The 23,024-nt window shown below is 59.0% G+C and carries 21 protein-coding genes, 4 tRNA genes and 2 pseudogenes; 23 read left to right on the top strand and 4 right to left on the bottom strand.

Annotated elements, in window-relative coordinates; all coding sequences use genetic code 11:
* Positions 1-253 precede the first annotated feature (253 nt).
* From truA to ACM6IV_RS11975, 16 genes are all read left to right on the top strand, one after another.
* Positions 254-1,078, top strand: a complete 825-nt coding sequence (truA, locus tag ACM6IV_RS12050) for a tRNA pseudouridine(38-40) synthase TruA (protein WP_047600206.1) — start codon at positions 254-256, stop codon at positions 1,076-1,078.
* Positions 1,079-1,143: 65 nt separating this feature from the next.
* Positions 1,144-1,770, top strand: a complete 627-nt coding sequence (locus ACM6IV_RS12045; protein WP_414870152.1) for a phosphoribosylanthranilate isomerase — start codon at positions 1,144-1,146, stop codon at positions 1,768-1,770.
* A gap of 204 nt (positions 1,771-1,974) precedes the next feature.
* Positions 1,975-2,895, top strand: a complete 921-nt coding sequence (gene accD, locus ACM6IV_RS12040) for an acetyl-CoA carboxylase, carboxyltransferase subunit beta (RefSeq protein WP_123448656.1) — start codon at positions 1,975-1,977, stop codon at positions 2,893-2,895.
* A complete protein-coding gene (gene folC, locus ACM6IV_RS12035; protein ID WP_414870151.1) occupies positions 2,892-4,199 on the top strand; it encodes a bifunctional tetrahydrofolate synthase/dihydrofolate synthase in 1,308 nt (435 codons plus the stop codon). The genes accD and folC overlap by 4 nt, the downstream gene beginning before the upstream one ends.
* Positions 4,183-4,839 carry an SPOR domain-containing protein gene (locus ACM6IV_RS12030; RefSeq protein WP_414870150.1) on the top strand — a complete coding sequence of 219 codons (657 nt, stop codon included), beginning with the start codon at positions 4,183-4,185 and terminating at the stop codon, positions 4,837-4,839. The genes folC and ACM6IV_RS12030 overlap by 17 nt, the downstream gene beginning before the upstream one ends.
* Positions 4,840-4,937: 98 nt before the next feature.
* A complete protein-coding gene (locus ACM6IV_RS12025; protein WP_007913461.1) occupies positions 4,938-5,498 on the top strand; it encodes a CvpA family protein in 561 nt (186 codons plus the stop codon).
* 41 nt (positions 5,499-5,539) lie between these two features.
* Positions 5,540-7,045, top strand: coding sequence for an amidophosphoribosyltransferase (gene purF, locus ACM6IV_RS12020; protein ID WP_123448659.1), 1,506 nt, complete (start codon positions 5,540-5,542; stop codon positions 7,043-7,045).
* A gap of 73 nt (positions 7,046-7,118) precedes the next feature.
* Complete coding sequence (locus ACM6IV_RS12015; protein ID WP_414870149.1) at positions 7,119-8,330, top strand: O-succinylhomoserine sulfhydrylase; 1,212 nt, start codon at positions 7,119-7,121, stop codon at positions 8,328-8,330.
* Positions 8,327-9,103, top strand: coding sequence for an SDR family oxidoreductase (locus ACM6IV_RS12010; RefSeq protein ID WP_414870148.1), 777 nt, complete (start codon positions 8,327-8,329; stop codon positions 9,101-9,103). The genes ACM6IV_RS12015 and ACM6IV_RS12010 overlap by 4 nt, the downstream gene beginning before the upstream one ends.
* Before the next feature lie 216 nt (positions 9,104-9,319).
* A tRNA-Val gene (locus tag ACM6IV_RS12005) sits at positions 9,320-9,395 on the top strand.
* 56 nt (positions 9,396-9,451) lie between these two features.
* Positions 9,452-9,528, top strand: a tRNA-Asp gene (locus ACM6IV_RS12000).
* A gap of 94 nt (positions 9,529-9,622) precedes the next feature.
* A tRNA-Asp gene (locus ACM6IV_RS11995) sits at positions 9,623-9,699 on the top strand.
* 490 nt (positions 9,700-10,189) lie between these two features.
* Positions 10,190-13,021: a xanthine dehydrogenase family protein molybdopterin-binding subunit gene (locus tag ACM6IV_RS11990; protein ID WP_414870147.1), complete on the top strand. Its 2,832-nt coding sequence runs from the start codon at positions 10,190-10,192 to the stop codon at positions 13,019-13,021.
* Positions 13,014-13,553, top strand: a complete 540-nt coding sequence (locus ACM6IV_RS11985; RefSeq protein ID WP_038369461.1) for a (2Fe-2S)-binding protein — start codon at positions 13,014-13,016, stop codon at positions 13,551-13,553. The genes ACM6IV_RS11990 and ACM6IV_RS11985 overlap by 8 nt, the downstream gene beginning before the upstream one ends.
* 2 nt (positions 13,554-13,555) lie before the next feature.
* Positions 13,556-14,791 (top strand): c-type cytochrome, encoded by a 1,236-nt coding sequence (locus tag ACM6IV_RS11980; RefSeq protein ID WP_414870146.1) that lies wholly within the window; start codon positions 13,556-13,558, stop codon positions 14,789-14,791.
* Position 14,792: 1 nt separating this feature from the next.
* Positions 14,793-15,764: an XdhC family protein gene (locus tag ACM6IV_RS11975; RefSeq protein WP_414870145.1), complete on the top strand. Its 972-nt coding sequence runs from the start codon at positions 14,793-14,795 to the stop codon at positions 15,762-15,764.
* A gap of 42 nt (positions 15,765-15,806) precedes the next feature.
* Here ACM6IV_RS11975 and ACM6IV_RS11970 read toward each other — a convergent pair whose 3' ends face one another.
* The gene (locus tag ACM6IV_RS11970) at positions 15,807-17,090 is read right to left on the bottom strand and encodes an NAD(P)/FAD-dependent oxidoreductase (protein ID WP_414870144.1); all 1,284 of its coding nucleotides are present in this window, start codon (positions 17,088-17,090) and stop codon (positions 15,807-15,809) included.
* A 183-nt stretch (positions 17,091-17,273) separates the two neighbouring features.
* On the opposite strand from ACM6IV_RS11970, the gene ACM6IV_RS11965 reads away from it, so the two are divergent.
* Both ACM6IV_RS11965 and ACM6IV_RS11960 read left to right on the top strand, forming a co-directional pair.
* Positions 17,274-17,350 (top strand) — tRNA-Val (locus ACM6IV_RS11965).
* A gap of 190 nt (positions 17,351-17,540) precedes the next feature.
* Positions 17,541-18,042: pseudogene (locus ACM6IV_RS11960) on the top strand (hypothetical protein); the annotation flags it as partial.
* Here the strand turns inward: ACM6IV_RS11960 and ACM6IV_RS11955 are convergent.
* Positions 18,019-19,062 (bottom strand): acyltransferase family protein, encoded by a 1,044-nt coding sequence (locus ACM6IV_RS11955; protein WP_414870262.1) that lies wholly within the window; start codon positions 19,060-19,062, stop codon positions 18,019-18,021. The pseudogene ACM6IV_RS11960 and the gene ACM6IV_RS11955 sit on opposite strands and share 24 nt — an antisense overlap.
* 131 nt (positions 19,063-19,193) lie before the next feature.
* Here ACM6IV_RS11955 and ACM6IV_RS11950 point away from each other — a divergent pair.
* The 3 genes and pseudogenes from ACM6IV_RS11950 to ACM6IV_RS11940 all read left to right on the top strand — a co-directional run.
* A pseudogene (locus ACM6IV_RS11950) lies at positions 19,194-19,351 on the top strand (cell wall hydrolase); the annotation flags it as partial.
* On the top strand, positions 19,327-19,689 hold the full coding sequence (locus tag ACM6IV_RS11945) for a hypothetical protein (RefSeq protein WP_414870143.1): 363 nt from the start codon (positions 19,327-19,329) through the stop codon (positions 19,687-19,689). The pseudogene ACM6IV_RS11950 and the gene ACM6IV_RS11945, both read left to right, overlap by 25 nt.
* Before the next feature lie 89 nt (positions 19,690-19,778).
* Positions 19,779-20,234 carry a DUF2214 family protein gene (locus ACM6IV_RS11940; RefSeq protein ID WP_414870142.1) on the top strand — a complete coding sequence of 152 codons (456 nt, stop codon included), beginning with the start codon at positions 19,779-19,781 and terminating at the stop codon, positions 20,232-20,234.
* Between the two features lie 229 nt (positions 20,235-20,463).
* Here the strand turns inward: ACM6IV_RS11940 and csrA are convergent, their stop codons facing one another.
* Positions 20,464-20,658, bottom strand: a complete 195-nt coding sequence (csrA, locus tag ACM6IV_RS11935; RefSeq protein WP_003179932.1) for a carbon storage regulator CsrA — start codon at positions 20,656-20,658, stop codon at positions 20,464-20,466.
* A 250-nt stretch (positions 20,659-20,908) separates the two neighbouring features.
* Here csrA and ACM6IV_RS11930 point away from each other — a divergent pair, with 250 nt between their 5' ends.
* On the top strand, positions 20,909-21,277 hold the full coding sequence (locus ACM6IV_RS11930; protein WP_414870141.1) for an SPOR domain-containing protein: 369 nt from the start codon (positions 20,909-20,911) through the stop codon (positions 21,275-21,277).
* A gap of 86 nt (positions 21,278-21,363) precedes the next feature.
* Positions 21,364-22,275, top strand: coding sequence for a siderophore-interacting protein (locus ACM6IV_RS11925; protein WP_414870140.1), 912 nt, complete (start codon positions 21,364-21,366; stop codon positions 22,273-22,275).
* Positions 22,276-22,333: 58 nt separating this feature from the next.
* On the opposite strand, the gene ACM6IV_RS11920 is transcribed toward ACM6IV_RS11925, so the two are convergent.
* A complete protein-coding gene (locus tag ACM6IV_RS11920) occupies positions 22,334-23,023 on the bottom strand; it encodes an endonuclease (RefSeq protein ID WP_414870139.1) in 690 nt (229 codons plus the stop codon).
* Between the last annotated feature and the right edge of the window lies 1 nt (position 23,024).

The raw sequence follows: 23,024 nt of genomic DNA, 5'->3' as shown, positions 1-23,024 counted from the left end.
AAACGGCAGCCCATTGAGGCTGCCGTTTTTGTTTGCGCCGGATTCAGTGGTGTCTGATCCATCGATTTCGCGAGCAAGCTCGCTCCCACATTTAGAATGCATTTCTCCTGTGGGAGCGAGCTTGCTCGCGAAAGCGGTGTTACAGGCGACAGAGATCTCTCTGGCATCCCTGAACCACAGCCTTATAATGCCCGCCTTTGCACAAACAGCAGGCTGTCCCACCTTGGCAAACATAGATAACCCGGTCGCCGAAATGGCCCCCGACGGCTTTTACCGCGTCGCGCTGGGCGTTGAGTACAAAGGCTCGCGCTACAGCGGCTGGCAGCGTCAGTTGACCGGTGTGGCGACAGTGCAGGAAGAACTCGAAAAAGCACTGTCGAAAGTCGCCAATTCACCGGTTTCGCTACAGTGCGCCGGACGCACCGATGCCGGCGTGCATGCCTGCGGGCAAGTGGTGCATTTCGACACCCAGGTCGACCGTTCGCTAAAAGCGTGGGTCATGGGTGCCAACATCAATCTGCCCCATGACATCAGCGTCAGCTGGGCGCGGGTGATGCCGGCGCATTTCCATGCCCGATTCAAAGCCATTGCCCGGCGTTACCGCTACGTGATCTACAACGATCAGATTCGCCCGGCGCATCTGAACGAAGAAATCACCTGGAACCACCGTCCGCTGGATGTCGAGCGCATGGCCGAGGCTGCGCAGTACCTGATCGGTACTCACGATTTCAGTGCGTTCCGCGCCGGTCAGTGCCAGGCCAAATCGCCGATCAAGAAAATGCATCATCTGCGCGTGACCCGTCACGGCAAGATGATCGTGCTCGATATTCGCGCCAACGCCTTCCTGCATCACATGGTGCGCAATATCGCCGGCGTGCTGATGACCATCGGTGCCGGCGAGCGCCCCGTGGAGTGGATGAAGGAAGTGCTGGAAAGTCGCGAGCGCCGTTCCGGTGGCGTGACAGCGCATCCTTACGGCTTGTATCTGGTGCAGGTCGAGTACCACGACGAATTCCCGTTGCCCGAGCGCTTTATCGGGCCACATTTCCTTACGGGTTTCTCCGAACTTGACGGCTGACGCCCTCGAACGCTTTTGTTACCATCCGGGACTTTCCCGGTTTTTACCTCGGAGTTTTTCTCGAAATGTCAGCCGTTCGCAGCAAGATCTGCGGGATTACCCGCACGGAAGATGCGCTGGCCGCCGTTGAGGCCGGGGCGGATGCGATCGGATTCGTGTTCTACGCCAAGAGTCCGCGTGCGGTGTCGGTGCAGCAGGCGCGGGCGATCATCCAGGCGTTGCCGCCGTTTGTCACCACTGTGGGCCTGTTCGTCAATGCCAGCCGCTGCGAGTTGGGGGAAATCCTCGATGCCGTGCCGCTGGATCTGCTGCAGTTCCATGGCGACGAGGTCGCTGAAGACTGTGAAGGCTGGCATCGTCCATATATCAAGGCGCTGCGGGTCAAGGCTGGCGATGACATTGCTGCCGCGGTAGATGCCTATCCCACCGCCAGCGGCGTGCTGCTCGATACGTATGTCGAAGGCGTGCCTGGCGGAACCGGCGAGGCATTCGACTGGTCTTTGATTCCGCAGGGTTTGAGCAAACCATTGATTCTGGCCGGTGGCTTGACCCCCGAGAACGTCGCAGAGGCCGTGGCGCGGGTGAAACCCTACGCGGTAGACGTCAGCGGCGGGGTAGAGGCGAGCAAGGGCATCAAGGATCACGCAAAGATTCGCGCGTTCATCGACGCGGTACGCAAAGGGCCATATTGATGTGACGGCTGGCAGTCTGCCGCCGTCCATCAATGCACTTGCACAAAGCAGGCGCGGCTGAGGGTTTGTGGATTGCACGCAGGTCATGTCTCGCGCTGACCGTGGCTGTCCATCCATCATCGCCACACACATGAATTTAGCTGAAGGGCATACGCGGGGCTGCGAACCAGAGCGTTCGAGCCGCCGGTACTGGAGAAAGAAAGCATGAGCAACTGGTTGGTAGACAAACTGATCCCTTCGATCATGCGTTCCGAGGTCAAGAAGAGCTCGGTCCCTGAAGGTCTGTGGCACAAATGCCCGTCTTGCGAGGCGGTGCTGTATCGTCCGGAGCTGGAAAAGACCCTGGACGTTTGCCCTAAATGCAATCACCACATGCGCATCGGCGCACGTGCGCGCATCGACATTTTCCTCGATGCCGAAGGTCGCAACGAACTGGGCGCCGATCTGGAGCCGGTTGACCGTCTGAAATTCCGCGACGGCAAGAAATACAAGGATCGCCTGACCGCTGCACAGAAGCAGACTGGCGAGAAAGATGCACTGATCTCCGTCAGCGGCACCTTGCTGGGCATGCCAGTGGTGGTTTCCGCGTTCGAATTCAACTTCATGGGCGGTTCCATGGGTGCCATCGTCGGTGAGCGCTTCGTTCGCGCCGCCAATTACGCGCTGGAAAACCGTTGCCCGATGATCTGCTTCGCCGCCTCCGGTGGCGCGCGCATGCAGGAAGCTTTGATCTCGCTGATGCAGATGGCCAAGACCTCGGCCGTACTGGCGCGTCTGCGCGAAGAGGGCATTCCGTTCATCTCCGTCCTGACCGACCCGGTCTACGGCGGTGTTTCTGCCAGTCTGGCGATGCTCGGCGACGTCATCGTCGGTGAGCCAAAAGCCCTGATCGGCTTCGCCGGTCCGCGCGTGATCGAGCAAACCGTGCGTGAAAAACTGCCGGAAGGCTTCCAGCGCAGCGAGTTCCTGCTGGAGCACGGTGCGATCGACATGATCATCCACCGTCAGGAACTGCGCCCACGTCTGGGCAACCTGCTGGCACAAATGACTGGCAAGCCGACGCCGAAATTCGTCGCCGCGCCAATTGAGCCGATCGTGGTTCCACCGGTCCCTGCTGGCCTATGACCGAGCGCACCCTTGGCGAATGGCTCGCCTACCTTGAGCAGTTGCATCCTTCGCCCATCGATATGGGGCTGGAGCGTTCACAACAGGTAGCGTCCCGCATGGGGCTGGGCCAGCCGGCGCCTCGGGTGATCACGGTCACCGGCACCAACGGCAAGGGTTCGACCTGCGCGTTCGTGGCTTCATTGCTGCGCGCGCAGGGTCTGCGCGTTGGTGTCTACAATTCCCCGCATCTGCTGCGTTACAACGAGCGGGTGCAGCTCAATGGCGTCGAAGCCACTGATGCGCAGCTGTGCGAAGCCTTTGCAGCGGTCGAGGCCGGGCGCGGCGACACTTCCCTGACTTATTTCGAAATGGGCACCCTCGCGGCGTTCTGGCTGTTTCAGCAGGCCGGGCTTGATGCGGTGGTGCTTGAAGTCGGTCTGGGCGGGCGTCTGGACACGGTCAATGTGGTTGATGCCGATATCGCGCTGGTCACCAGCATCGGCGTCGATCACGCCGATTATCTGGGCGATACCCGCGAATCCGTGGCCTTCGAGAAGGCCGGAATCTTCCGCCAGGGCAAGCCTGCCCTGTGTGGCGATCTGAATCCGCCGCAACCGTTGCTCGACAAAGTGCGAGAACTGGCCTGTCCGTTCTTCCTGCGTGGGCGCGATTTCGATCTTGGTATCACCGATCAACACTGGCAATGGCGCGGCACTGATGCTCAGGGTCAGGTGGTTGAACTGCGTGACTTGCCGCTGCTCGATCTGCCGATGGAAAACGCCGCGCTGGCGTTGCAGGCGTATCTGCTGCTCGATTTGCCGTGGAATGCGCCGCAGATTGTGGCGGCGTTGCAGTCGACTCGCGTGGTCGGGCGGCTGGATCGTCGTTCCTTTGAGTGGAACGGCAAGCGCCTGAGTGTGTTGCTGGATGTGGGGCATAACCCGCATGCCGCCGAGTACCTGGCCCGTCGCCTGGCCGCGCGGCCACCGGTTGGCAAGCGTCTGGCGGTGTTCGGTTTGTTGGCCGACAAGGATCTGGATGGTGTTATCAGCGAATTGAATGCTAGTGTCGCGCATTGGGCCGTTGCCCCGCTGGATTCGCCGCGCGCCCGTCCGGTGGCTGAATTGAACGCTGCGTTGCAGAATCTTGGTGCCGCAGTCACGTCTTACGACAGTGTTGCCGCCGCTCTGGAAGGGCAGTGCGCAGTGGCTACCAGCGACGACGAGATTCTGTTGTTCGGATCATTTTATTGTGTCGCCGAGGCCCTCGAATGGCTGGCCCGGCGCTCCACGGAGGAAGCGGCAAATGGCTTTGCTGGATAAAGCGTACAAGCAGCGCATGGTTGGCGCTCTGGTGCTGGTTGCGCTGGCGGTGATTTTCCTGCCGATGCTGTTTTCCCGTCAGGACGAGCAGCGTCAGGTCACGGTCGAAGCGCCCGCCGCGCCGCAAGCGCCTGCCGTGCCGCAAGTGCAAATGGAAACGGTGGCCGTTCCCGAGCCGCAAGCCTTGCCGCAAGAGCCGGTGCCGACGGATGAAGAAGTCGCAGAAGATACCGCGCCTGCTGCACCGGTGGCGCCGGCGCCGGCACCGACAGCTCCCATCTTGATCGCCAAGCCAGCCGCGCCGCCAGCGGTGGCCAAGCCGATTCCTGCGCCTGCCCAGCCTATTACGTCTGCATCGAGCAAGCCTGACACCACGCAAAGCCGCGTCGATGCCAACGGCCTGTCGGTGAGCTGGTCGGTACAGCTGGCCAGTCTTTCGAGCCGCGCCAGCGCCGAAAGCCTGCAAAAAAACCTGCGCAGCCAAGGCTATAACGCTTATATCCGCTCGGCCGATGGCAAGAATCGGGTGTTCGTCGGGCCGCTGATCGAGCGCGCCGAAGCCGATCGTCTGCGTGATCTGTTGGGTCGTCAGCAGAACCTCAAGGGCTTCGTCGTGCGCTTCCAGCCTGAGCGCGGTTAAAAACTATCGCCTCGATTGAAATGCACTGACAATCGCAGCTTACCGAGAGGCATGCGCTCTGCTAAAATGCGCCGCCTTATCCGTCTGTAGGCTGCACTGTGCCATTTACCTGGGTTGACTGGGCGATCGTTGCAATCATCGCCATCTCCGCTTTGATCAGTTTGAGCCGCGGCTTCGTCAAGGAAGCATTATCGCTGGTGACCTGGATCATCGCAGGAGTCGTCGCCTGGATGTTCGGTGGCTCACTGTCCGAGTACCTCGCCGGATACATCGAAACCCCATCGGCTCGCGTGATCGCGGGCTGTGCCATCATGTTTGTCGCCACACTGATCGTGGGCGCAATGATCAATTATCTTATCGGCGAGTTGGTTCGCGTCACCGGGTTGTCCGGGACCGACCGATTCCTCGGCATGGCCTTCGGCGCGGCGCGTGGCGTGTTGCTGGTGGTCGTGGCGGTCGGGCTGTTGAGTCTGGGGCCGGTACAGCAGGACGGGTGGTGGAAAGAATCACAGCTCGTGCCAAAGTTTCTATTGGTCGCCGACTGGTCCAAAAACCTGATTCTCGGGTGGAGCAGTCAGTGGCTTGCCAGCGGAATCAGCGTACCCGCTGATATTCCGTTCAAGGAGCAACTCTTGCCGTCGGCGAAAACGCCTCAGTGAGTGTTGTTCAGTTCAGATCCATTAAGTAGGGGTTGCGTCGCATGTGTGGCATCGTCGGTATCGTCGGTAAGTCGAACGTCAATCAGGCGCTGTATGACGCGCTAACCGTGCTCCAGCACCGCGGCCAGGACGCTGCCGGTATCGTGACCAGCCATGATGGCCGGTTGTTCCTGCGCAAGGACAATGGCTTGGTGCGTGACGTGTTTCAGCAGCGTCACATGCAACGCCTGGTCGGCCACATGGGTATCGGCCACGTCCGTTATCCGACCGCGGGCAGCTCGACGTCGGCCGAAGCCCAGCCGTTTTACGTCAACTCGCCTTACGGCATCACTCTGGCGCACAACGGTAACCTGACCAACGTTGAGCAGTTGGCCAAAGAGATCTACGAATCCGATCTGCGTCACGTCAACACCAGTTCCGACTCGGAAGTGTTGCTCAACGTGTTCGCCCACGAGCTGGCCCAGCGCGGCAAGCTGCAACCGACCGAAGAAGACGTGTTTGCCGCCGTGACCGACGTGCACAACCGTTGCGTCGGTGGTTACGCGGTCGTGGCGATGATCACCGGTTACGGCATTGTCGGTTTCCGCGATCCGCACGGCATCCGTCCGATCGTGTTCGGTCAGCGTCACACCGACGAAGGCGTCGAATACATGATCGCCTCGGAAAGCGTTTCGCTGGACGTACTCGGTTTCACCCTGATTCGCGACCTGGCGCCGGGCGAAGCGGTCTACATCACCGAGGACGGCAAGCTGCACACCCGTCAGTGCGCAACCAATCCGTCCCTGACTCCGTGCATCTTCGAACACGTCTACCTGGCGCGTCCGGACTCGATCATCGACGGCGTATCCGTCTACAAGGCCCGTCTGCGCATGGGTGAGAAACTCGCCGAGAAGATCCTGCGCGAGCGTCCAGAACACGACATCGACGTGGTCATCCCGATTCCGGACACCAGCCGTACCGCGGCACTGGAGCTGGCCAACCACCTGGGCGTGAAGTTCCGCGAAGGTTTCGTCAAGAACCGTTACATCGGCCGTACCTTCATCATGCCGGGCCAGGCAGCGCGCAAGAAGTCGGTGCGCCAGAAGCTCAACGCCATCGAGCTGGAATTCCGCGGCAAGAACGTGATGCTGGTCGACGACTCGATCGTACGCGGCACCACGTGCAAGCAGATCATCCAAATGGCTCGCGAAGCGGGCGCGAAAAATGTCTACTTCTGCTCGGCGGCGCCAGCAGTGCGCTTCCCGAACGTCTACGGCATCGACATGCCGAGCGCCCACGAGCTGATCGCGCACAACCGTTCGACTCAGGACGTGGCGGATCTGATCGGCGCTGACTGGCTGATCTACCAGGACCTGCCTGACTTGATCGAAGCGGTCGGCGGCGGCAAGATCAAGATCGAGCACTTCGATTGCGCGGTGTTCGACGGCAAGTACGTCACCGGCGACGTCGACGAGGCTTACCTGGACAAGATCGAACAGGCACGCAACGATGCCTCGAAGGTAAAGACCCAGGCGGTCAGTGCGATCATCGATCTGTACAACAACTGAGTTTCTACCGGCCCTGAGGGGCCGGTTTTGTATCTGACTTTCAATTTTCGAGAACAGGGCAAGGAGTGACAGCATGAGTCAGGAATGGGATGCCGGTCGGCTGGACAGCGACCTCGAAGGCGTAGCGTTCGATACCCTGGCCGTACGTGCCGGTCAGCACCGTACGCCGGAAGGCGAGCACGGTGATCCGATGTTCTTCACCTCCAGCTACGTGTTCCGCACCGCTGCCGATGCGGCCGCACGGTTTGCCGGGGAAGTGCCGGGCAACGTCTACTCGCGTTACACCAATCCGACCGTGCGCGCGTTTGAAGAGCGCATCGCTGCGCTGGAAGGCGCTGAGCAAGCCGTTGCGACCGCGACCGGCATGGCCGCGATCATGGCGGTGGTGATGAGCCTGTGCAGTGCCGGCGATCATGTGCTGGTTTCGCGCAGCGTGTTCGGTTCGACCATCAGTCTGTTCGAAAAGTATTTCAAGCGTTTTGGCGTGGAAGTCGATTACGTACCGTTGGCCGATCTGTCGGCCTGGGATGCGGCAATCAAATCCAATACCAAACTGCTCTTCGTCGAGTCGCCGTCCAATCCATTGGCCGAGCTGGTCGACATCACCGCACTGGCTGAAATCGCCCACGCCAAAGGCGCGATGCTGGTCGTCGACAACTGCTTCTGCACCCCGGCGTTGCAACAGCCGCTGAACATGGGCGCAGATATCGTTGTGCACTCGGCAACCAAGTTCATCGACGGCCAGGGCCGTTGCATGGGTGGTGTGGTAGCCGGTCGCAGCGAGCAGATGAAAGAGATCGTCGGCTTCCTGCGTACCGCCGGCCCGACCTTGAGTCCGTTCAACGCGTGGATCTTTCTCAAAGGTCTGGAGACCCTGAACCTGCGGATGAAGGCGCACTGCGCGAATGCTCAGGCGCTGGCCGAATGGCTGGAGCAGCAGGACGGTATCGAAAAAGTCCATTACGCCGGTTTGAAGAGCCATCCGCAGCACGAGCTGGCCCAGCGTCAGCAGAAGGGCTTCGGCGCAGTAGTGAGTTTCGAGGTCAAGGGCGGCAAAGAAGGCGCGTGGCGCTTCATTGATGCGACTCGACTGATTTCAATTACCGCCAACCTTGGTGATAGCAAGACCACGATCACCCACCCGAGCACCACCTCTCACGGCCGTCTGGCGCCTCAAGAGCGTGAAGCAGCGGGCATTCGTGACAGCCTGATCCGCATTGCGGTGGGTCTGGAAGACGTCGCTGACCTGCAAGCCGACCTGGCGCGCGGTCTGGCCGCGTTGTGATCGAGTTGTCTACGCCGACAGCGGGTACCCATGGCCGCGTTGCGCTGGTCACGGGTGCTGCGCGTGGTATCGGTCTGGGCATTGCTGCCTGGCTGATCAGCGAGGGCTGGCAAGTCGTGCTCACCGATCTGGATCGTGTGCGCGGTTCGAAAGTGGCGAAGGTGTTGGGTGAAAACGCCTGGTTCATTGCCATGGATGTCGCGGAGGAGAGTCAGGTAGCGCTCGGCGTGGCTGAAGTGTTGGGGCAGTTTGGGCGTCTTGATGCACTGGTCTGCAACGCGGCGGTCGCTGATCCGCACAACATCACCCTGGAAAGCCTCGACCTGGCTTACTGGAATCGCGTGCTGGCGGTGAATCTCAGTGGGCCGATGCTGTTGGCCAAGCACTGCGCACCGTATCTGCGTGCGCACAACGGTTCGATCGTCAATCTGGCGTCGACCCGGGCGCGGCAGTCGGAGGCGGACTCCGAGGCGTATGCGGCGAGCAAGGGCGGTTTGCTGGCGCTCACGCATGCCTTGGCGATCAGTCTGGGGCCGGAGATTCGCGTCAACGCGGTCAGCCCGGGCTGGATCGATACGCGCGATCCGTCTGTGCGTCGCGCCGAGCCGTTGGCCGATGCCGACCATGCTCAGCATCCAGCGGGCAGGGTAGGGACGGTCGAGGACGTGGCGGCGATGGTCGCGTGGTTGCTGTCGAGGAATGCCGGATTTGTTACCGGGCAGGAATTCGTCGTCGATGGCGGCATGACGAAAAAGATGATCTACAGCGAGTAGGTCGCCTTTTTCGCCTGACTTTGCGTTGAATCAACTGACGCCTTCGCGAGCAAGCTTGCTGCCACATTTGGAATGCAATCCCCTGTGGCAGCGAGCTTGCTCGCGAAGGCGGTCTTGCAGGATGGCAACAATTTCGTCTTTTTCAGAAAAACTTCAATCCTGCTATTGACTTAGGTTCGCTACCTGCGTAAATTTCGCGGCCTCGGAGATGCAAACGGGTGATTAGCTCAGCTGGGAGAGCGTCTGCCTTACAAGCAGAATGTCGGCGGTTCGATCCCGTCATCACCCACCACTCCCCGAGATACTTGCGTAAGCAAGAGCGTAGGCTGAAAGTGCCTGCACCGACGCGCAGCGGTAGTTCAGTCGGTTAGAATACCGGCCTGTCACGCCGGGGGTCGCGGGTTCGAGTCCCGTCCGCTGCGCCATATTTTACGAGTCAGGCATTGTCTGATTCGCGATTGCAAGGCACCGAAGCCTGCAGTCAAAACGAGTTACTTGAGCGCAAGCTCAAAGCGATACGCAGCGGTAGTTCAGTCGGTTAGAATACCGGCCTGTCACGCCGGGGGTCGCGGGTTCGAGTCCCGTCCGCTGCGCCATATCTGTTTCAAGGACCACTGAACGCCTTGAAGCACCGAAAACAGCCATTGGCTGATTTGGAATCGATAGCAAAGACCCTGGTCGAAAGACCGGGGTTTTTTGTGTCTGAAATTTGGCTTTTCCTCTCTTTTTCGCCTGCGCCCTAACTCCTGAAGCCAACACAAATTCCTGTGGGAGTGAGCCTGCTCGCGATGGCATCAGTTCAGCCATGCTGCTGATTGCTGATACTCCGCCATCGCGAGCAGGCTCACTCCTACAAGTGTCTACCCGTCTGCTGCGGTGCCACGTCGCATTGATTTTTTGATTCTTTAGTCAAATTTTTGTAACTGGTTGTTTGCTGCGAGCCGAGAAACCTTTAAAGTTAACCTTTCGGTCAGCTTTGCACTGTCAACACAGCTCTTTGCTTCGCCAGAAAGGGCTTCTGCAAGACTCGAGATTCCCCAGTAGATAACCAGAAGGGCGGACACATAACCGCCCAGAGGATGATCCATGTCCAACCGTGATATATCCCGGCGCTCGTTCCTCCAGGGCGGGCTGGTGGCGGGTGTGAGCGTCACGCTCACGCCGCTCAGCAGTCAGGCGCTGGCTGCCTTGATGGAAACCAGCGTCACCGTGCCGTCCGAGAAATGGCTCGGCAACAACGGCAAGGCGCGTCAGCGTAATGATGCGCTGTCCAAGGTCTGCGGCAGCAAAGTGTTTGCCCGCGACATTCGTTCTAAGGACATGCCGGGCTGGCCCGAGCAGCAAGGCCACGCCATGTTGCTGAAAACCATCAAGGCTGACCGTATCTACGACGGTTACGACCTGTCGTGGCTCGGCGCGGACTTACAGCCTGACCGCATCGTCACCGCCGCCGATCTGGACAAGGACGGCATCGTCTTCCCGGAAGAGCACGCGCCGGATCCGTTGCTGCCGCAAGGCAAGGTGCCGATGTTCATCGGTCACCCTGTGGCGATCCTGATCTGGAACGACTTCGAGCGTTTCCGTCAGGCCAAGAACAAACTCAAATTCAATGACAAAGCGATTCGTTACGGCGCCAAAGTGCCGTTCTACGAAGGCGACCCCTACGGCAGCTTCCGCTACGTGCGCGTAGGCGGCGCGACCTCGGCTGACGAAGACGAGTTCGCTAGCCTCAAAGACTCGATCCTGTTCCCGATGCTGAAGAACCGTCGTCCGGTGTGGAATTCCCAGCCGAACCTGCACGGCAACCTGACCGAGCGCGGCCTGTTCTACGCCGACCGCATGAAGCAAGAGATCGATACGCCGCCCGACAACTGGCTGGTGTTCGATGAGCGCTACAAGACCCCGTCGATCGAGCCGGCCGCCATGGAACCGGACAATGGCAACGGCTGGTACGATCCGAAAACCAAGACCCTGCATTTTGTCGTGGCGACCCAGTGCCCGCTGGAAGCCGCCACCGAGACCGCGAAAATGATCGCGCCGTCGCGTTTCGGTCTGGACAACCTGAACATGCATCCGGGTTACACCGTCGGTTACGGCTCCAAAGACCACAACATCTTCGTCTACTACGCAGCCCTCGCCGCGTTGTACGGCGCCGGTGTGCCGGTGCGTCTGGCCAACGACCGCTACGAGCAGTTCCAGAGCGGTATCAAGCGCCACCCGTTCGACATCCGCTACCAGTTGGCCGTGGACAAGAACGACTACACCTTCAAGATTTTCCGCGCTGAAATGAGCGTCGACGGTGGCGGCCGAATCAACTACAGCCCATCCGTGGCGGCGGTTGGTGCCACGGCGGCGCAATCGATCTACTACATGCCGCAGAACGACCTGCAAGTCACCGCTTACCACTCGCGTGGTGTTGAGGCGGGTTCCATGCGTGGCTACGGCACTCTGCAAAGCATGGCGGCGACCGAAATGATGGTCGACGAAATCTCCAATCGCCTCGGTGTCGATGCGATCGACCTGCGTCGCAAGAACGCTCTGCGTTCCGGCATGAAAAACACCCAAGGCGCGATCCCGGCCGGTGCCTTGCGCCTGCATGAAATTCTCGACAAGGCCTCGGTGCACGAAGTCTGGAAAAATCGCGACGCGATCAAGAAACAGCGCGAAGCCGCCGACCCGGACAACTGGTACGGCGTTGGTTTTGCCATCTGCCAGAAAGACTTCGGTACCGGTTCCGAAGCGCCAATGGCCAGCATCGAATTCACCGCCGAAGGCCGCATCACCCTGCGCCACATCGGCATCGAAATCGGCACCGGCATGTCCACTTCTCAAGCCCTGGTCGTGGCCGATTTCCTCGGCAGCCCGGCACACGAAGTGAAGACTGGCGAAACCGAATGGAAGGAAATGCAGCTGATCACCAGCGGCAACCCTTACATCATGAGCCAGGCCGAGCAGGACAACCTGCTGCGCAATCCGCGCTGGGTGGGCAAGCTGGCTTCGGCGTCGTCGGCGACCAACTCCGCGTACTACTTCAGCCACGCCACCCGTGAAGCGGCACGCGTGCTGTTCAACAACGGTCTGTGGCCGGCGGCCATGGAGATCTGGCGTCAGGGCCCTTATGGCGGTCAAGCCAACCCTTATGTCGTCCGTCGTGAAGATGCGCATTGGGTTGACGGCAAACTCACCGCCAACGGCATGCAGCCGTTGAGTTTCGAAGAGCTGGCCAAGCACGCTCACGAGCGTGGTCTGGTGACCGGCGCTACCGTTCACGCATTCAATCGCTGGAGCTGGGCCGAGGCCGAATACAGCATCGACGGCGTGCGCGAGCGCCTGCCGCTCGATGGTCTGGCGGTGAAATACGGCGATGGTGCGCCGAAGGCGAAGAAAGCGCTGATGAACACCGCGGGTTTCCACCTGCTGGATCGCCAGAACATTAATTACCCGGTCGTCCAACTGAACAACGCCGCCGTGACCTACTACAGCCCGGTCGCCACGTTGGTCGAGCTGAAGGTCAACAAGGGGTCGGCGGAAGTTGAAGTGCTCAACCACCATTCGTGGGTCGAGTGCGGTCGTGTGCTGGTCGAAGAGTTGGTCAAGGGTCAGCTCGAAGGCGGTATTGCCATGGGTATCGGCCACGCCTTGATGGAGGAGATGCCGCTGTATGAAGGCGGGCCGGGGGAGGGCGACTGGAACTTCAACCGTTACCGTTTGCCGATGGCCCGTCACGTTGCCGTGTGGAAGCAGACCGCGGAGATTCTGCCGCCGCTGTCGCCAAGCGATCCGTCCAAAGGCATTGCCGAGGTGGTGATGATCCCGATTGTCGGAGCCATCGGCAACGCCGTGGCGCACGCCATCGGTAAACGTGTTCGCGACCTGCCCATCACTGCTGCGCGCATCAAGGAGGCCCTCAATGGCTAACCGTCCGCTTCAACTGACCCTCAACGGTCAATCCGTCGGCCCGGTGGACATCCCTGATGACCTGCCGATGATCGACTACCTGCACGAATACAAAAACCTCACCGGTTCGCGTCTGGGCTGTGGCCAGGGCATCTGTCACGCCTGCGTGGTGATCGTCGATAACCCGGACGGCACCAGCGAAGAAGTGCGCACCTGCATCACCGGCGCGCACTATTTCGAAGGCAAGAAAGTCCGCACCATCGAATCGCACGCCAAGCGCGACGAATCGGGCCAGGTCACCGAGCTGAACCCGATCCAGCAGCGCTTCGTCGACGAGTTCGCCTTCCAGTGCAGTTACTGCGCACCAGGCTTCGTCAACGCCGCGACCGTGCTGGTCGAGAAACTGCAGCGCCAGCCGACCGTGCAAAGCAAGCTTGAACAAGTCATCGAGGACAGCCTCGGCCATCACGTCTGCCGTTGCACCGGGTACGTGCGTTATTACAACGCCACCCGCAACGTGCTGACCGATCTCGGCCTGGTCAAGGAGGGTTGAGCATGAAGCTTTTTCTGACCCGCCTGACCCTCGCGGTCGGCCTCGCCACGCCGGCGCTGTTCGCTCACGCTGATGATCAGGTCAAGCGCGGTGAATACCTCGCCCGCGCTGCCGATTGCATGGCCTGCCACACGGCAGCGGGCGGCGCGCCGTTCGCGGGCGGCCTGCCGATCGTTTCGCCGTTCGGCACGATCTACGGCACTAACATCACCCCGAGCAAGGAACACGGCATCGGTTTGTACAACGATGACGAGTTCTTCGCTGCGCTGACCGAAGGCAAGCGTCGTGACGGCGCGAACCTGTATCCGGCGATGCCGTACACCTCGTATCACTTGATGCCGCGTGAAGATTCCGATGCGATCCACGCGTACCTGAAAACCATCGAACCGATCGAGCGCGCCGCACCGGTCACCAGCCTGAGCTTTCCGTTCAACGTGCGTCCGGGCCTGATCGGCTGGAACATGATGTACGGCAAAGCGCTGAAGCTCGAGCCGGCCGAAGGCAAAAGCGAAGCCTGGAAGCGCGGCCAGTATATGGTCGAAGTGCTCGGTCACTGCGGCGAATGCCACACCCCGCGCGGACTGCCGGGTGCGATGCAGCTGGACAAGCGCCTCACCGGCGGCATTCTCAATGGTTACCTGGCGCCGAGCCTGCTGGCCACTGATCTCGCCGCTCGTGGCTGGAACGAACAGGATTTGAGCACCTTCCTCAAGCACGGCATGAGCGCGCAGGGTACGATGTTCAACGAGATGTTCCCGGTGTTTCACAACAGCACGCAAGGCCTGAGGGATGCGGATCTGGCGGCGATGGCGACGTTCCTGCTCGGCGATAAACCGCCGGCAGCCAAAGCGCTGGTTGAAGTGCCGGCAGAGCAGCTCAGCGCCAGTGCCCAGCGTGGTCGTCAGGAGTACCTGAATGTCTGCGCCGGTTGCCATGCTGCGGGTGGCGAAGGCAAGCCGCACATCGCGGTGGCCATGCGCGGCAACACCACGTTGCGTCTGGAAGATCCGCGCAACCTGTTGCGGGTGATCGAGGACGGTATCGGCGAGCAGAAGTTCTCCGGGTTCGAGCGCATGCAACCGATGCCGGGTTTCGCCGACAAGCTCAGTCCTGAGCAACTGACCGATCTGCTCAACTACCTGCGGCAAGGCTGGGGTGGTCAGTCGGCTGAGTTGGCGGTGAGTGAAGTGCAGAAGCTGCAAGCTGACGCACCTTCCGTCGAACACAAGGCGCACTGACATGCAGCATCTCGATCTGCAAGTGGTGCGCCGTGCGCTGGAGTGGTCGGTGGCGGGGCAGCGCATCTGGCTCTGCACCGTGCTGACCACTTACGGCTCGGCACCGCGCGCGCCGGGTTCGCTGCTGGCGGTGAACGATGGTGGGCAGTGGATCGGGTCGCTGTCCGGTGGCTGCGTCGAGGAAGACTTCCTTGAGCGCGTCGCCGAAGGGGCATTTCTCGATGCGGTCAGTGTCGTGCGTTACGGCGAAGGCGATGATCCGCGCTCGCGGGTCAACCTGCCCTGCGGCGGCATCCTTGATGTGCTGGTTGAGAAATTTGACGCTGACTGCGAGGTGCAGGCGCATTTGCGTGAGCTGGAGTCGGCGCTGCTCGGTCGGCGCCGCTTGATACGCGAGGTCGATCTGGCCAGCGGTGCGCGGAGTCTGTTCGCTGATCGCGAGCAGGGTGCGCGGATTGAGCGTGAGATTGATCGAGTGCGGATCCGTGTGGGTGCGGCGCAGCGTTTGTTGCTCGCCGGGTACTCCAGCGTGGCACAGGCGTGTGCCGAGTTTGCCGTTGGATTGGGTTTTGAGGTAATTCTCTGCGATCCGCGTGACGAGGTGCTTGAAGGTGTGGTGCTGGATGGCGTGGAGATTCGTCGGCAATTGCCGTCGGTGTTTATTGCTGACGGTGGCTGTCATCATGATACGGCGGTGGTGGCGCTGACCCATGATCCGCGCATCGATGATCTGGCGATGATGGAAGCGGTGCACACCGATGCGTTCTACATTGGTGTGATGGGCTCGCTGCAAACGTCACAGAAGCGCTTCGAGCGTTTGCGTCGGATTGGCGGCTTGGGCGAGGCAGAATTGGCGCGAATTCATGCGCCCATCGGTCTTAACCTCGGCAGCAAGACGCCGGCGGAAATTGCCTTGGCGGTGCTGGCAGATATCCTGCGCATCCGTAGCGGGATTGCTCGGGATCAGCTCTGAGTTCTGTGTTCAACAAAAAGGGCCGCTATCAGCGGCCCTTTTTTACATCCCGAATTTATCGCGGAGCCCGTAATACCACGCGCCCAGTGCGGCAAACGGTGTACGCAACAGTTGTCCGCCGGGGAACGGGTAGTGCGGCAAGTCGGCAAACGCATCGAAACGTTCGGCCTGGCCGCGCAACGCTTCGGCAAGGACTTTGCCGGCCAGATGCGTATAGGTCACGCCATGGCCGCTGCAGCCTTGCGAATAATAGATGTTGTCGCCCAGGCGCCCGACCTGTGGCAAGCGCGACAGGGTCAGCAGGAAATTTCCGGTCCAGGCATAGTCAATCTTCACGTCCTTGAGCTGCGGGAAGGCCTTGAGCATTTTCGGACGGATGATCGCCTCGATATTCGCCGGATCCCGCGCGCCGTACACTACGCCACCGCCGAAGATGAGGCGCTTGTCGCCGGTCAGGCGGTAGTAATCGAGCAGATAATTGCAGTCTTCCACACAATAGTCCTGCGGCAGCAGCGCTTTCGCCAGTTCTTCACCCAGCGGCTCGGTGGTGATCACTTGCGTGCCGCATGGCATCGACTTGGCTGCCAGTTCCGGCACCAGATTGCCGAGGTAAGCGTTGCCTGCGACGATGATGAACTTGGCTCTGACCTTGCCTTGTGGCGTATGCACGACCGGGCTCGCGCCGCGCTCGATGCGTATGGCAGGTGACTGTTCATAAATAGTGCCGCCGAGGGACTCGACCGCCGCGGCTTCGCCGAGCGCAAGGTTCAGCGGGTGAATGTGCCCGCCGCTCATGTCGAGCATGCCGCCGACATACTGATCGCACGCCACCACTTCGCGAATACGGCGTTGATCGAGCAGCTCCAATTGCGTGTGGCCGAAGCGCTCCCACAATCGCTTCTGCGATTCCAGGTGGCCCATTTGCTTGGCCGTCAGGGCGGCGAACACGCCACCATCCTTCAGGTCGCACTGAATGTTGTACTTGGCCACACGCTCGCGAATGATTCGTCCGCCTTCAAACGCCATCTGCCCGAGCAGTTGCGCCTGCTTCGGCCCGACGCTGCGCTCGATCACATCAATGTCGCGGCTATAACTGTTAACGATCTGCCCGCCATTGCGCCCCGACGCGCCGAAACCGACTTTGGCCGCTTCCAGCACCGTCACGCGAAAACCGTTCTCCAACAGAAACAGCGCTGAGGACAATCCGGTATACCCGGCGCCGATCACACAGACGTCCGTCTCCACGTCATCCAGCAAGGCAGGGCGGGGCGATACGGCATTGGCCGACGCAGCGTAATAAGACTCGGGGTAAGGGGTGTTCGCCATCCTGCGGCCTCTGTTTAATATATTTTACGAGTGCGTCGATCCTACCCGAGTTGAAAAACCTCCGCCAGCCACCGAAAAATCCTCATCGGCGATCCGAAATTAAATATTTTGCATATTCATAGGGTTAGGTGAAAAAAAGGTGTTGACACCCCTCCGGAATTCCGTAAAATGCCGCCTCACAGCAGGCACGTAGCTCAGTTGGTTAGAGCACCACCTTGACATGGTGGGGGTCGTTGGTTCGAGTCCAATCGCGCCTACCAAATAAAATCCGCTCTGCTGGGCGGTCTAGAAGGGCTCACCGAAAGGTGGGCCCTTTTTTGTTGTCTGCGATTTGCAAAACTTTTGCAAAACCCCCGCTTCAGAACGCCAGTTCGGCGCTCACCTCAACATAGTCGATCGTCTTGTCGCTGTGTCCTTCCTGACAGGGCTTGGTCATCTTCTCGTCCGCATGTCCCGCCCACTTTATCGGTGGGCAACGTCACCGAGCTCTGTCTGGCGGTCAAGGATCTGCTTGAGTTCAAGCTGACGATGCGTCACACGCTCGGCAGCTACCTCGACGCGGCGAACTTCCCAGTCGGCAATCCGACGGCAGATCTAACCGGGAGACGATTGGGGTCTGGTACATCGACCAGAAAACGAACGAGGACGGGGAGAGCGTCAGTTGGGAGCTGGCCGGCCCGGGCGATGTGGGCACCGAGTCGATCGGCCGGCAGGCCACAACGACCCTGAGCTGGACCAATGCGACGCCACGCTGGGCAAGGGCTGCATCCCGCGCTTCGGCGAAGGCAACCCGCTGCCGTTCGGTGGCTTCCCGGCCAAGTCTGGAAGAAGTGCCGTAGTGCACTGGGGAAAACTCCCGAGCGTGCAGGGTGGCCAGTTACGCCTGATTGGTCACCCCTTCCTGAGGCTGGCTTCACTTAGAGAAGGGCTACAACGCCTCAGCGGATGCTGATGGATTGGCTGTTTTTGCTTGGCGTCTAATAACATTTCTCACCGGCTCCAGCCATTTGTTTGCTGACCAAGCCAAGCCATAAGAAAGAAGCAGTATCGGGATGATGGATACAGCAACGAGGCTCAGGCCTCGACGTTGCCCATCTAACACCAGATAACTCATTATGAAACCGACTACTCGGTGTAGTAGGAACATGGGGTAGGCGAGGTCACCGAGCAACTTTCCTGAACGCTTGAAAGTCTTTTGTAGGCTGGAGTTTGCGACGCAGTAAATAAAACTTGCCATACAAATTAGGTTTACATAGAAGAACAGGTTGAAGCTCTTGAAGGCGAGACCAGAGAATAACCCGCAGGCAAGAAGGTTTGCTGCTCCGATCAGAACAGATGCCCCTGCAATCGTGTGAAGCATGGCGGGAGCGATTTTTTTCGCGAAGTCTTTGAAGAAGTAAATGCATGCTCCCATTGAGAACGGCAAGAGCGCAGCATAGAACGGGAAGTAACGTTTGGTCCAATCCATGTCCATGGCAAAAGTAGCAGCATGATAGACCAGCGTCGCGAGGACTGTGATGACTGCCAGTTTTTTGCTTCTGGCAACAAATAGCCACAACACGAAGTAGTTTATTAGCTCCACGCCTACCGACCAAGCAGGCGGGATCAGCCTGAAGGAAGCGTCATAAAACTCGAATGGGAAAATGAATAGGTTACCTATTACGTCTATGGCTCTGCCGGTGAATGTCCAGGCGTTATGATATTCCTGAGCCCCAGGAATCATGACCATTGCAATAATTGTTATTATTGCTGCAACGTAATATATGGGAAAAAGTCGCAGGAACCGGTTTTTCGCAAATGATGGCAAGTTGAAAGAGTACGCCTCATTTAAGACAATTGTCATTAGGTACCCGGAGATCAAATAGAATCCGAATACCGCAAAAATACCCCAATGTTCGAAGAATTGGCGACCTTCAGTCAGGTGCGCGACAACCACTAGCGCGGCTAATCCAAAACGGTAGATCCCAAGCATTTTCGCATCCAAGCCATATTTTAATCGGCGAATTGTATCGCTAGGTTTGCGCCTCAGCCATAAAAACAATGGCCAAAAGCCGTATTCAATACCCGCCATCGAGCGGGTATTTTTTTGCCCGGAGAAAAGACATGCCTGTAACCGATGACGACCGCGACATCCTTGCCCGCCCTCTGCGGGGGAGGCTCGCGGTGAAGGAGCGGCCGGCCAGATAGCCATGGCCTGGACGATCCACCACCGAGTGTTCGATGGCAAGACCCATTCGTGGTGGGACGACGGCTATCCTGGGTCTGTCTAGAAGGGCTCACCGAAAGGCAGGCGCTTTTTGTTGTCTGCGATTTTGTAGAACCCTCTAACTCGCGCGCCTTGTTGACGCCGCCTGAGGAATCGCCGTTCGTCACCAGCGCCCTTTGGAAAAGTGTGGATATTGAACAGGTTACGAGTGTTACTAACCAGCCGGTTATCAAAAAAACGTTGTTACTGTTCGTGGAATTAAGTAACATTCGCCCCGCGTTCACCACCACGGTTTATGCATTTTTAAATCCCAAGCTTCCATCAGCTGCTTGGGATTTTTTTTGCCTGCGATTTGGCTTTGCCGCGTCGAATTCTCCCCACGTGCTCTCGTGAGCGCCAGTGCCTCTCTCCCGCAGGAAAATCCCCACCTTTTCGACTACTACTGACTGGCCGATTTTCAACTCTTCTGATGGAGTGTATCGATGCTGGTCAACTGGTCTCTTGCAGCTATTCATTTACTCGCTTTTGCCTTGGGCTTTTGGGCAGTGCTGATGCGTGGTACGGCGCTCAGCCGTCTGGCAGCCGGGACGGGAGACGCCGGACGGGTTTTGCTGGCCGATAATATTTGGGGGATTTGCGCGCTGATTTTGTTGATCACGGGCGCACTGCGTGCCTTTGGCGGCTATGAAAAAGGCGCTGACTATTATCTTCATCAGCCGCTGTTCCATTTGAAGATGACGCTGTTCGTGCTGATTCTGCTAATTGAACTTGCGCCGATGATCACGCTGATCAAATGGCGGATTGCCAAGGCGCGGGGCGCGGTACCCGACACCGGACGATCAATGCTGTTCGCACGTATCAGTCACGTCGAAGCGTTATTGTTGGTACTGATGGTCATCGCTGCCACAGGTATGGCGCGTGGCGTGACGTTTGGTTAGGAGCGCGAATTCCCTGTGTTCTATCGGAAACGTCCGACAGTCAGGTTTGGGAATGGCAGGTAGTATCGGGCGGCAACAGGGGAGAGGACAGCGACCGCTTAAATGGAAGAGGGCGGGTGTGTCAGGCGCCGTACCCAGCGAGGCGGGGAGCGGATGGCAAAACGGCGCGTGAATCTCTAGCCAGTCATTCCACAAGGTAAACGGACTGGCTACTGACTTGCGATTTGGCTCAGGGGGTTTGAGGCTTGTCCGGGGCGGTCAGGCCAGCCTGAATGCGCTGATAAATCTCTTCACGGTGCACTGCAACGTTTTTCGGAGCGTTGATGCCAATGCGGACCTGTTGGCCGCTTACGCCCAGAATGGTGATCGTGATGTCATCACCAATGTTTATGCTTTCACCGACTTTGCGGGTGAGTATCAGCATGGTCTTCTCCTTGATTGCTTTGTAGGGCACCTGATTCAGACAGTGCAGAGGTCGGTGGTACGTATAGATTAGTTTGAAGTCTCACGGTTTGGGTGCCTCTTTCTGACGCGCAGAAGCGGCATTAATTCCCAGGGCGTAACTATACAGAGGCTGCAAGCATCAATCTCGTTGTTTTGTGCCCATTTTGCGGGGCTCGCGAAGTATTTATGAATGATAAGATCGCGGCTTTGAGAATTTCGAGGAAAGCGTTGTGCGCAAATTGGTTTGGGTAGTCGCGGCACTGGTATTGGCAGGGTGTGGTGAAGGCAAGAATGTAGACGCACCAAAGCCACAATCGGCTGCCGTAACGGCGCCGGCGGCGGCCGCAGCCCCACAATGGGATCTCGAAGTGCGTGGCGAAACTCCACAGGCTGTCAGCGACCTGAGTGGCTGGTTGATCGAGCACGCTTTCGTGCCTACGGTGATCAAGGACAGCAGCGGCAAAACGCGAATTCTGATTGGTCCATTCAACTCTCAGGCTGAAGCCGAGGCGCGCAAAGTGCAAGTGGATGCGGCGTTGGTGAAGGCCAAGAAACAGAACGTTGAGTCGGTGCTGGTCGAGCATCCGCTCACGCCATAAACGATCCGGTCGGCGGAATCTCCTAAAGGCTTTCAAGCGCGACTCGTTTCCATTGCGTCGCTGATGATTTCCAGAAGGAGTTCCCCATGGCCGCCGCCAGTCCTTACACATTGTTCGATGTGACCTTGCATCGAAAAACACAGTTGAGTCCGCACATGATGCGGATCACGCTGGTCGGCCCTCCAGTCCGTGAAATGGCCACCTGGGCGCCGGATCAGCGGGTGAAACTGTTTTTTCCTGCGGCCAATGGTTCTCACCCGAAGCTCTTCCAAGAGGACGGTTGGTACGCTCGTTTCCGCGCGATGCTGGCCGACCGACGTCCTGCCATGCGCACGTACACCATTCGGCATCTGCGCGCAGAGCAAGGCGAGGTTGATATTGATTTTGTCCTGCACGGCGAGACGGGCCCGGCATCGCGTTGGGCGCTACGTTCGCAACCAGGGGATTCGTTGCAGATCCTTGCGCCCAATCGCCATTTTTTGGCGAAGGAGGCCGGCGGTTTCGAGTGGAAGCCACCGCAAACGCTCAAACAACTTTTGCTCGTTGCAGATGCGACGGCGCTGCCGGCGGCCATGGGCATTCTGGATGAGTTGGCGTTGCTCACCGCGCCACCGCAAACCCAGGCATTTTTTGAAGTGGACAGCGCTCAGGACATGCTTGCCGTTCCAGATTGGCCAGGGCTGTCGGTGCAGTGGCTTGTGCGGGATCAGGCGAGCGAAAAAACTGCGGGAGCGCTGATGGTTGAAGCGGTGCGGGCGGCGACTCTGCCGGTTCATGCGTCTTCAGCGGGACAAGCGATTGAATTGGCTGACGTCGACATCGAAAACGACATCCTCTGGGAAATCGCCGATATCGCCACGGAAGGGTTTTACGGCTGGATTGCTGGCGAATCCGCAGCCGTGATGAGCTTGCGCAGATATTTGATCAAAGAATGTGGCTTACCTCGTGAGTCACTGAATTTGATGGGCTACTGGCGGCACAACAAGGCGGCCGACTGAGCACAAATAAAAAGGCCTCGAACAACGCGTTCGAGGCCTTTTGTTATCTGCACTGCAATCAACCGCAGGCTTTCATATTCACCGGGCCGACAAACTCGTTGCCGCGCCCCATCACGCACGCCACACTCTGATTGCGCTGACGCTCCCAGTCTTGCACCGGGTAGGTCTTGTCCCACGCTTCATACAATTGCCGATCCTGTTTCGACAGGCGCAAGCCGTACTGCTTGCTCATGTAGAAATAGGTGCGGGCGATCATGCCGCGAATCGATGGGCGAGGCATGACCTTCTTTGCCTTGAAGTCGACCTGGGTCAGACATGAACCGTATTGCCCGGACTGCACGGGCAGCCAGCCGTAGCTGAAGTTGCTGCGATCGCCATTGACCTCGCCAATGCTCGGTACCAGGTTGTGCAGATCGGCTTCAGCCTTCTGATAGCTTGGGTCGTAACGTGTGCAGTTCTTGCGTCCGCCTTCCTGCCAGCATTGACGTTGATGACCAAACTGCCAGGCGGGAACAATGTGTTCCCACTCGATGCGTGACGCGCGCTTGGCATTCTTTCGCGGTACGTATCCGCAGGCTTTCAGGTCAACCTTGTTGCCGGTGTACTTGCACCCGCAATAAAACTCCGTGGATTGCGGCGCATAAAGTTTCCAGGCGGCCTTCTTGGCTTCGGTAAAGGTGCGGGGTGCGCCAGCCTGGGCACCCATGGCGAAAAACAACAGCAACAAAGCAAAACAGCGGACACTCATT

The organism is Pseudomonas sp. IT-347P (genome assembly GCF_949768005.1).
Lineage (GTDB): Bacteria > Pseudomonadota > Gammaproteobacteria > Pseudomonadales > Pseudomonadaceae > Aquipseudomonas.
This window is presented reverse-complemented; position numbering and strand designations above follow the sequence as displayed.

What these genes read in the sequence shown, in the direction of transcription:
- truA (WP_047600206.1), top strand. Translation starts at nt 254, where the DNA reads ATGGCCCCCGACGGCTTTTACCGCGTCGCGCTGGGCGTTGAGTACAAA.
- ACM6IV_RS12045 (WP_414870152.1), top strand. Translation starts at nt 1,144, where the DNA reads ATGTCAGCCGTTCGCAGCAAGATCTGCGGGATTACCCGCACGGAAGAT.
- accD (WP_123448656.1), top strand. Translation starts at nt 1,975, where the DNA reads ATGAGCAACTGGTTGGTAGACAAACTGATCCCTTCGATCATGCGTTCC.
- folC (WP_414870151.1), top strand. Translation starts at nt 2,892, where the DNA reads ATGACCGAGCGCACCCTTGGCGAATGGCTCGCCTACCTTGAGCAGTTG.
- ACM6IV_RS12030 (WP_414870150.1), top strand. Translation starts at nt 4,183, where the DNA reads ATGGCTTTGCTGGATAAAGCGTACAAGCAGCGCATGGTTGGCGCTCTG.
- purF (WP_123448659.1), top strand. Translation starts at nt 5,540, where the DNA reads ATGTGTGGCATCGTCGGTATCGTCGGTAAGTCGAACGTCAATCAGGCG.
- ACM6IV_RS12015 (WP_414870149.1), top strand. Translation starts at nt 7,119, where the DNA reads ATGAGTCAGGAATGGGATGCCGGTCGGCTGGACAGCGACCTCGAAGGC.
- ACM6IV_RS11990 (WP_414870147.1), top strand. Translation starts at nt 10,190, where the DNA reads ATGTCCAACCGTGATATATCCCGGCGCTCGTTCCTCCAGGGCGGGCTG.
- ACM6IV_RS11985 (WP_038369461.1), top strand. Translation starts at nt 13,014, where the DNA reads ATGGCTAACCGTCCGCTTCAACTGACCCTCAACGGTCAATCCGTCGGC.
- ACM6IV_RS11980 (WP_414870146.1), top strand. Translation starts at nt 13,556, where the DNA reads ATGAAGCTTTTTCTGACCCGCCTGACCCTCGCGGTCGGCCTCGCCACG.
- ACM6IV_RS11975 (WP_414870145.1), top strand. Translation starts at nt 14,793, where the DNA reads ATGCAGCATCTCGATCTGCAAGTGGTGCGCCGTGCGCTGGAGTGGTCG.
- ACM6IV_RS11970 (WP_414870144.1), bottom strand. Translation starts at nt 17,090, where the DNA reads ATGGCGAACACCCCTTACCCCGAGTCTTATTACGCTGCGTCGGCCAAT.
- ACM6IV_RS11955 (WP_414870262.1), bottom strand. Translation starts at nt 19,062, where the DNA reads ATGCTTGGGATCTACCGTTTTGGATTAGCCGCGCTAGTGGTTGTCGCG.
- ACM6IV_RS11940 (WP_414870142.1), top strand. Translation starts at nt 19,779, where the DNA reads ATGCTGGTCAACTGGTCTCTTGCAGCTATTCATTTACTCGCTTTTGCC.
- csrA (WP_003179932.1), bottom strand. Translation starts at nt 20,658, where the DNA reads ATGCTGATACTCACCCGCAAAGTCGGTGAAAGCATAAACATTGGTGAT.
- ACM6IV_RS11925 (WP_414870140.1), top strand. Translation starts at nt 21,364, where the DNA reads ATGGCCGCCGCCAGTCCTTACACATTGTTCGATGTGACCTTGCATCGA.
- ACM6IV_RS11920 (WP_414870139.1), bottom strand. Translation starts at nt 23,023, where the DNA reads ATGAGTGTCCGCTGTTTTGCTTTGTTGCTGTTGTTTTTCGCCATGGGT.